Source organism: Paracoccus sp. NIOT.M2S5SZ12 (assembly GCF_057748165.1).
Genome location: NZ_JBYLFR010000014.1, coordinates 79,956 through 87,421 on the forward strand (window position 1 = coordinate 79,956; position 7,466 = coordinate 87,421).

Here is a 7,466-nt window from a genome sequence, read left to right on the forward strand (position 1 = left end):
CCGCGGGCGCGATGGGGCTTTGACACGGGGGCGTGATCCGGACCATGATCGCCGCCACGGCCCGGCCCGCCTGCCGGACCGCAAGGGGGGACGAGGCGGATGCAGCTTGACATCCTGATGATCGAGGACGAGCCCAACATCGCCGAGGCGGTGCGCTTCATCCTGTCGCGCGAGGGGTGGCGGGTCGATCATCACGCCGACGGCGCCGGCGGGATCGAGGCGATCCGCGCCGCCCGCCCGCGTCTGGTGATCCTGGACCTGATGCTGCCCAACCGCTCGGGCGCGGAGATCCTGGACGAGCTGCGCGACGCGTCCGATGCCGACCTGGCGGCGACGCCGGTGCTGATGCTGACCGCGCGCGGCCAGTCGCCCGACAGCGGCACCCGCGCCGACGCGGTCCTGGCCAAGCCCTTCGAGAATGACGACCTGCGCGCGATGGTGCGCCGCATGCTGCGCTGATGCCCGAGCGGCCGCTGTTCCTGGAGCGGGCGTCCTATCACCGCCGCAGGCTGGGCGATGCCGCGCGGGTGCTGCCGGTGCTGACGCTGATCCTGCTGTTGGTGCCGGTCTGGTGGGCGCCGGCCAGCCTGTCCTATGCCGGGGGGACGGTCTGGCTGTTCGGGCTGTGGACGGCGCTGATCGTGGCGGTGCGCGTGCTGCACCGCGCGCTGCTGCGCGCCGAGGCAGCGACGCAGCCGGTCGAGCGCGCCGGGGACCGCGATGCAGTTTGAGGCGCTGCTGGCCACCTGCCTGGCCTATGTCGCGCTGATGTTCGGGGTGGCCTATGCGGCCGACCGGGCGGCCGCACGCGGCCATGTGCGCTGGCTGGACCATCCGTTGGTCTATACGCTGTCGCTGTCGGTCTATTGCTCGGCCTGGACCTTCTATGGGGCGGTCGGATATGCGTCGCGGTCGGGTCTGGAATTCGCGACGATCTATCTGGGTCCAACCATCGTCTTCACCGGGGCGTGGTGGGGTCTGAGGCGGTTGGTGCGGGTGGCGCGGATGCACCATGTCACCTCAGTCGCGGACCTGGTCTCGGCCCGCTTCGGCAAGTCGAACCGGCTGGCGGCCATGGTGACGTTGATCGCGGTCGTGGCCTCGACCCCCTATATCGCGCTGCAGCTGCAATCGGTGCGCCTCTCCTTCGAGGTCTTCGCCGAAGGCACGGCGGATGCGGCGCGGGGCGGCACGGCGCTGTGGGTGGCGGCGGGGCTGGCGCTGTTCACCATCCTGTTCGGCACGCGCAACCTGGCGGCGGACGAACGTCATCACGGCGTGGTCACCGCCATCGCGCTGGAGGCGCTGGTCAAACTGGCGGCCTTCATCGCGCTTGGCGTCTATGTGGTCTGGGGCCTGGCGGACGGGCCCGCCGACATGCTGGAGCGCATCGCCCGCGCCAGCCGCGACCCGGTGCTGGCCGAGGGCTGGCTGATCCGTCCCGACCGCTGGACCGCGCTGATCCTGGTGTCCGCGGCCGCGATCCTGACCCTGCCGCGCATGTTCCAGGTGATGGTCGTCGAGGCCGCCGACGAGGAGCGCCTGCATGTCGCGGGCTGGGCCTTTCCGGCCTATCTGATGGCCATGTCGCTCTTCGTGCTGCCCATCGCGGTGATGGCGCGCGACCTGCTGCCCGCGGGGATGGACCCGGACCTCTACATGCTGACGCTGCCCACGGCCACGGGCCAGAGCGGGCTGGCGCTGCTGGTGTTCCTGGGCGGGTTCTCGGCGGCCACGTCGATGGTCGTGGTCTGTGCCATCGCGGTGGCGACGATGGTGTCGAACCACTGGATCGTCCCGGCCTGGCTGGCGCTGCGCCGCGTGCCCGCGCCCGACGAGATGGACGACCTGCGCGGCTTCGTGCTGAACGCGCGGCGGCTGGCGATCCTGGCGGTCGTGGCGGCGGGCTGGGTCTATCACGAGGCGTCGGGCGGCTCGGCCGCGCTGGCCGCGATGGGGCTGGTGGCCTTCACGGGCATGGCGCAGGTGCTGCCCGCGATGCTGGGCGGACTGCTGTGGCGGGGCGCGAACCGCAAGGGGGCCTATGCGGGCATCGGATCGGGGGCGGCGCTGTGGATGGCGCTGATCTTCCTGCCCTCGGTCGGGGCGGGGCTGACGCTGCCGGTCCCGGAGGGCGTCGATCCCTGGACCGCCGCCGTGGCCCTGTCGCTGGCCGTCAACACGCTGGCCTTCATCGGCCTGTCGATCTTCGGCTTTCCCGACCCGGTCGAGCGGTTGCAGGGCCTGTCCTTCGTCTCGGCGGTCGAGCCGATCCGTCACCGCCGCATGCTGCGCGGCGAGGACCGGGCCGAGCCGCTGCTGGCCATGGCCCGGCGGCTGTGGGGGGCTGATGCCGCGCTGCGCTATTTCCAGGCCGAGGCCCGCGCGCAGGGCAAGAGCGGCTATCTGCCGGACCTGACCCCGCGCTTCCTGAACGCGCTGGAGCGGCGGCTGGCGGGCTCCATCGGCGCGGCCACGGCGCATGCGATGATCGACCGCGTCGCGGGGGGCGTGGCGCTGACCGTCGCGGACCTGATGCAGGTCGCGGGCGAGGCGCAGCGCGCCAAGGAGGAGACGCAGCGCCTGGAGGCCGCGCGGGCCGAACTGACCCGCACCGCCCGCCAGCTGCGCGAGGCCAATGACAAGCTGACCGCCCTGTCGGTCCAGAAGGACGCCTTCCTGGGCCAGATCAGCCATGAGCTGCGCACACCGATGACCTCGGTCCGGGCGTTTTCGGAGATCCTGAAGGACCCCGGACTGACCGCCGAGGAGCGGGGCCGCTTCGCCGGGATCATCCATGACGAGGCCGGGCGCCTGACGCGGCTGCTGGACGACCTGCTGGACCTGTCGGTGCTGGAAAGCGGCCGGGCCCAGTTGACCGTGACGGTGGCCAACCTGCATGATCTGATCGGGCGTGCGCTGGCCACGACCTCGGCCACCCGCCCCGAGCGGCGCTTCACGATCGACCGCGACGTCCTGGCCGAGCATGTGGGCGTCATCACCGACGCGGACCGCCTGCTTCAGGTGCTGATCAACGTGATCAGCAACGCCCGCAAGTATTGCGATGCCGAGCGGCCGCAGCTGACCATCCGCGTGCGCCGGCCCGAGGGCGGCGGCGCGGTCATCGACATCGTCGACAACGGCAGCGGCATCGACGCCGCGCGCCAGTCGCTGATCTTCGAGAAGTTCGCCAGGCTGAACGATCCGGCGCGGGCGGGGGGCGCGGGGCTGGGCCTGGCCATCTGCCGCGAGATCATGCGGACCCTGGGCGGAGAGATCAGCTATCTGCCGGGGCAGGAAGGGGCCGCCTTCCGCATCCAGCTGCCGCAGCGCCCGCCTGTTCCGGCTTAATGGTTTCTCAACCTCGATGGTCCAGTCTGAGGGGGCAGCGAAGCCTGATTCGGACCGGACATGACCCAAGCAGACCCAAACAGCCACGGATCGGGCGTCTTGCGCCGCATGTTGCAGGCCAAGACGCAGGCCCGGCTTGGCCAGGGGGGCGCGCCCCAGCTGCCCGCGACGGCCCCGCCGACGCCCGCCCGCGCCGGGGCGACCGCCATCGGCCGCTCGGCCGACCGCCTCTATCAGCTGCCGGTGCGGGCGCTGTCCGTGCAGCCCGGCGCGCTGACCCTGGCCGAACTGCCCGAGATGCTGCCCGAACTGCCGCTGGTCGTGGTGCTGCAGGGGCCGGGCGACCTGCTGGGGGCCATCGCGCTCTGTCCGCAGGCGGTGGCGGCGCTGGTCGAATGGCAGGCCCTGGGCCGCGTGACCTCGCGCGGGTTGGAACGCCGCCGCCCCACGCGCAGCGACGCGCTGCTCTGCGCCGATTTCATCAACGCCTTCCTGACCGACCTGACGGCCGAGATGGAGGGGGTCGAGGGGTTCGAGGCCATCGCGGGCTATCGCTTCCTGACCCATCTGGACGATCCGCGCCCGCTGTCGCTGATGCTGGAGGACCGGCCGCTGCGCAGCCTGTCCTTCCATCTGGCGATGGGCGCCCCCGACATGCGCGAGGGACAGGTGCTGCTGGCCCTGCCGCAGCCTGCCGGCGCTGCGCTGCGCCCGCGCCCCGACGCGACCCCGGCGCTGTCCGCGCCGGTCGCGCCGCCCGTGCCTGCGCCCGCCCCGGTCCGCGTCAGCCTGGCCGCCCCCATGCAGGAGGCGCCGGTCCTTGTCACGGGCGTCCTGTGCCGCAAGCGGGTGTCGCTGGCCGAGCTGCGGGGCCTCCTGGCCGGCCGCCTGATGGCGCTGCCGCGCAGCTGCCTGACCCAAGCCACGCTGGAGACCGACGACGGGCAGGTCCTAGCCACCGCCAAGTTCGGCGAGGCCGAGGGCTGTCACGCGCTGCGCCTGCGCGACCCCGAGGCGTCGGACACCGATGACGGCGCGCCGACGCTCTCCGCGCACGGCCTGTCCCTGGGGGCCGCGCTTGGCGCTGCGGCGATGCCTGCGGACCTTGCGCAGCCCGACCCGTTCCGCCACGCCGCGGGCGCATCCGGTCCGATCGATCTGCCCCTGGGCCGCGACCTGACGGTGCTGCGCGGCTGACCGGGCGCTTTTCCCTTGAATTCCGCGCCTTTCGGACGCATGTAACGGCGGTCCCGAATCTGACGGGATGTTGAGAACGGAGTGACCATGGCCAAGGAAGAAATGCTCGAATTCCCCGGCGTCGTGAAGGAACTCCTGCCCAATGCGACATTCCGGGTCGAGCTTGAGAACGGCCATGAGATCATCGCACATATGGCGGGAAAGATGCGCAAGAACCGCATCCGCGTTCTGGCAGGCGACAAGGTTCAGGTTGAGATGAACACCTATGACCTGACCAAGGGTCGGATCAATTACCGCTTCAAGTGAGCCGTCCCTCGGGACGGACCACGCAACCGGAGGCCGGATGATGGCCGACCTGCGCCCCAGGCTGATCCTGGGATCGGCAAGCCCCCGGCGGCTTGAACTGCTGGCCCAGATCGGGATCGTGCCCGACGCGCTGCGCCCCGCCGATATCGACGAAACCCCCCGCAAGGCCGAGACGCCCCGCGACTATGTCCGCCGCATGGCCGCCGAGAAGGCCGCCGCGCTGGACCTGGCCGAGGGAGAGGCGCTGCTGACCGCCGACACCACCGTGGCCGTCGGCCGCCGCATCCTGGGCAAGCCCGCCGACCGCGCCGAGGCCGCGGCCTTCATGCGGCTGATGTCGGGGCGGCGCCATGTCGTGCTGACCGCCATGGCGCTCCGCCACGGGTCCCGCACCGCGCTGCGCCTGGTCGAGACGCGGGTGCGCATGCGCAGCATCGACGATGCCGCGCTGGAACGCTATCTGGACGCCGGCGACTGGCAGGGCAAGGCGGGCGGCTATGCCATCCAGGGCGCGGCCGCGGCCTTCATCCCGTGGCTGGAGGGGTCGTTCTCCGCTGTCGTGGGCCTTCCCCTGTCCGAGACCGCCGCGATGCTGGCCGCCATCGGCATCCACCCCACCCCGCAAGGAGGCGCCGCATGAAGGGACGTCAGGTCGTTCTGGGACATCTGTTCGGGTTGGAGGCCGCCGCGCTGATGGTCGACGGCCAGCTGGCCGATCTGCTGGTCGCGGGCGATCCGCTGACCCCGCTGGCGCCGGGCGCGATCTGCCGCGCCACCACCGACCGCTTCATGAAGGGGCAGGGCGGGGTCTTCCTGCGCCTGCCCGACGGACAGACCGGCTATCTGCGCGACCGCAAGGGCGTCCCCGAGGGCAAGCCCGTGCTGGTCCAGATCGCCGGCGTGGCCGAGGAGGGCAAGGCGCTGCCCCTGTCCACCCGGCTTCTGCTGCGCGGCCGGCACGCCCTGGTCACGCCGGGCGCGCCGGGCGTCAACGTCTCGCGCAGCATCCGCGACGAGGATCGCCGCGACGCGCTGGCGGCCCTGGGCCGCGAGGTCCTGGGCGACCGCGATCACGGCCTGATCCTGCGCAGCGTCACGCTGGACGCCGATGACGCCGAGATCCGCAACGAACTGGAACAGCTGATCGACCTCGCGGACCGCATCTGCGCCGAGACCACGGGTGGCCCCGAGCTGTTGCTGGACGCGCCCAGCCCGTGGGAACAGGCCTGGATGGACTGGGCCGAACCGGCCCCCGACGCAGTGGAGGAGGGTGACGACAGTTTCGAGCGCTGCGGCGTCCTTGAGGCCGTGGACGCCCTTCTGTCGCCCCGCATCTCGCTGCCGGGCAGCGCGGACGCCTTTGTCGAGGCGACACGCGCGCTGGTCGCGGTGGACGTGAACACCGGCAACGACACGTCGCTGGCGGCGGGGCTGAAGGCCAACATCGCGGTGGCGCGCGAGCTGCCGCGGCAGCTGGCGCTGCGCGGGCTGGGCGGGCAGGTCGTGATCGATTTCGCGCCCATGCCCAAGCGCGACCGGGCCACGCTGGACCAGGTCCTGCAGGCCGCCTTCCGCGGCGCGGGGTCCGAGACGACGCTGGTCGGCTGGACCGCGATGGGCCTCTACGAGCTGACGCGCAAGCGTGACCGCGTGCCCCTGGCGCGGCTGGCGCAGGCCGCCGGGGGCGCCTGATGGCCTGTCCGATCTGCGCCAAGCCCGTCGATCCGCGCTATCGCCCGTTCTGCTCCAAACGCTGCGCGGACGTGGATCTGGCGCGCTGGTTGCGCGGCAGCTACGTCATTCCCGGCGCCCCTCTGGACGAGGTTCCGAGCGGCGACGCCCCCGACGATCGCGAGAGCGGCAAATAATGTCGCCACGGCAAAGAATCGGTGATTTCGGTCTGGACAGTCCCGGCGCCTCTTCGTAAACACCACCCATCCCGCGCCGGACGGCGCGACAGGGGCCCGGATAGCTCAGTTGGTAGAGCAGCGGATTGAAAATCCGCGTGTCGGCGGTTCAAATCCGTCTCCGGGCACCATAATTTCAATGACATAGCCGATCCGCTTCTTCTTGGGGTATCATTATTGGTATCAGTTTCTGGTTATGTGCGACTTCTGTTCACTGTCGTTTTTCACGAGCTTGACGAGCGCGCATTTCCTGACGCGCCTCGCCAGCGTACTTGGCAATCATGGCCTTTGTCGCATGGCCGCTGTACGCAGCAATTTCGTCATCGTCACAGCCCGCCCATGCTAGCTCTTTAATGCTACGATACCGAAGTGCGTGAAGGTCATATGCCTCTAAACCAAGGCGGATCCGCTCTTTACGCATGACTTTTGCCATATAAAAATACGTCATCGAATTGCCGTTCGGTTGGGTTAGTATAGGCATAGACGCTGCAGTGGCGCGCCCAAGCAATCTTTTCGCTTCGGCCAGAGCGGTATTGAGCGCTACCGTGCAGGGGAGGACCAGATATTTGTCTGTTTTTCTCTGTCGCAGCTTGAGGGTGTCTCCATCGTAGTCACCCCATGGGCGTTGTTGCAGAACTCTCCCCGTGAAGGATTCACTTGGTGAATCCATGCGGTTAGATGGGCAGCATGAGCAAGCCCAAGCCC

9 protein-coding genes and 1 tRNA gene are annotated in these 7,466 nt (G+C 70.1%); 9 read left to right on the forward strand and 1 reads right to left on the reverse strand.

The window, feature by feature from the left end; genetic code table 11:
• Positions 1-99 precede the first annotated feature (99 nt).
• The 9 genes from AC2SGK_RS13410 (at position 100) to AC2SGK_RS13450 (ending at position 6,892) form a co-directional block, all read left to right on the forward strand.
• The gene (locus AC2SGK_RS13410; protein ID WP_488324014.1) at positions 100-459 is read left to right on the forward strand and encodes a response regulator transcription factor; all 360 of its coding nucleotides are present in this window, start codon (positions 100-102) and stop codon (positions 457-459) included.
• On the forward strand, positions 459-731 hold the full coding sequence (locus tag AC2SGK_RS13415; RefSeq protein ID WP_488324015.1) for a hypothetical protein: 273 nt from the start codon (positions 459-461) through the stop codon (positions 729-731). The genes AC2SGK_RS13410 and AC2SGK_RS13415 overlap by 1 nt, the downstream gene beginning before the upstream one ends.
• On the forward strand, positions 721-3,351 hold the full coding sequence (locus AC2SGK_RS13420) for an ATP-binding protein (protein WP_488324016.1): 2,631 nt from the start codon (positions 721-723) through the stop codon (positions 3,349-3,351). The genes AC2SGK_RS13415 and AC2SGK_RS13420 overlap by 11 nt, the downstream gene beginning before the upstream one ends.
• Positions 3,352-3,411: 60 nt before the next feature.
• Positions 3,412-4,548: a hypothetical protein gene (locus tag AC2SGK_RS13425; RefSeq protein WP_488324017.1), complete on the forward strand. Its 1,137-nt coding sequence runs from the start codon at positions 3,412-3,414 to the stop codon at positions 4,546-4,548.
• Positions 4,549-4,635: 87 nt separating this feature from the next.
• Complete coding sequence (infA, locus tag AC2SGK_RS13430; RefSeq protein WP_010397442.1) at positions 4,636-4,854, forward strand: translation initiation factor IF-1; 219 nt, start codon at positions 4,636-4,638, stop codon at positions 4,852-4,854.
• Between the two features lie 40 nt (positions 4,855-4,894).
• Positions 4,895-5,494 carry a Maf family protein gene (locus AC2SGK_RS13435; protein ID WP_488324018.1) on the forward strand — a complete coding sequence of 200 codons (600 nt, stop codon included), beginning with the start codon at positions 4,895-4,897 and terminating at the stop codon, positions 5,492-5,494.
• Positions 5,491-6,546, forward strand: coding sequence for a ribonuclease E/G (locus tag AC2SGK_RS13440; protein WP_488324019.1), 1,056 nt, complete (start codon positions 5,491-5,493; stop codon positions 6,544-6,546). Before AC2SGK_RS13435 ends, AC2SGK_RS13440 begins: the two co-directional genes overlap by 4 nt.
• Positions 6,546-6,722: a DNA gyrase inhibitor YacG gene (locus tag AC2SGK_RS13445; RefSeq protein WP_488324020.1), complete on the forward strand. Its 177-nt coding sequence runs from the start codon at positions 6,546-6,548 to the stop codon at positions 6,720-6,722. Before AC2SGK_RS13440 ends, AC2SGK_RS13445 begins: the two co-directional genes overlap by 1 nt.
• 94 nt (positions 6,723-6,816) lie before the next feature.
• Positions 6,817-6,892: transfer RNA gene (locus AC2SGK_RS13450), tRNA-Phe, on the forward strand.
• Positions 6,893-6,972: 80 nt separating this feature from the next.
• Here the strand turns inward: AC2SGK_RS13450 and AC2SGK_RS13455 are convergent.
• Positions 6,973-7,466, reverse strand: a 494-nt coding sequence (locus tag AC2SGK_RS13455; protein ID WP_488324021.1) for a tyrosine-type recombinase/integrase, incomplete at its 5' end; no start/stop codon positions are given.

Coding starts and splice junctions, on each gene's coding strand:
- AC2SGK_RS13410 (WP_488324014.1), top strand. CDS start 100: ATGCAGCTTGACATCCTGATGATCGAGGACGAGCCCAACATCGCCGAG.
- AC2SGK_RS13415 (WP_488324015.1), top strand. CDS start 459: ATGCCCGAGCGGCCGCTGTTCCTGGAGCGGGCGTCCTATCACCGCCGC.
- AC2SGK_RS13420 (WP_488324016.1), top strand. CDS start 721: ATGCAGTTTGAGGCGCTGCTGGCCACCTGCCTGGCCTATGTCGCGCTG.
- AC2SGK_RS13425 (WP_488324017.1), top strand. CDS start 3,412: ATGACCCAAGCAGACCCAAACAGCCACGGATCGGGCGTCTTGCGCCGC.
- infA (WP_010397442.1), top strand. CDS start 4,636: ATGGCCAAGGAAGAAATGCTCGAATTCCCCGGCGTCGTGAAGGAACTC.
- AC2SGK_RS13435 (WP_488324018.1), top strand. CDS start 4,895: ATGGCCGACCTGCGCCCCAGGCTGATCCTGGGATCGGCAAGCCCCCGG.
- AC2SGK_RS13440 (WP_488324019.1), top strand. CDS start 5,491: ATGAAGGGACGTCAGGTCGTTCTGGGACATCTGTTCGGGTTGGAGGCC.
- AC2SGK_RS13445 (WP_488324020.1), top strand. CDS start 6,546: ATGGCCTGTCCGATCTGCGCCAAGCCCGTCGATCCGCGCTATCGCCCG.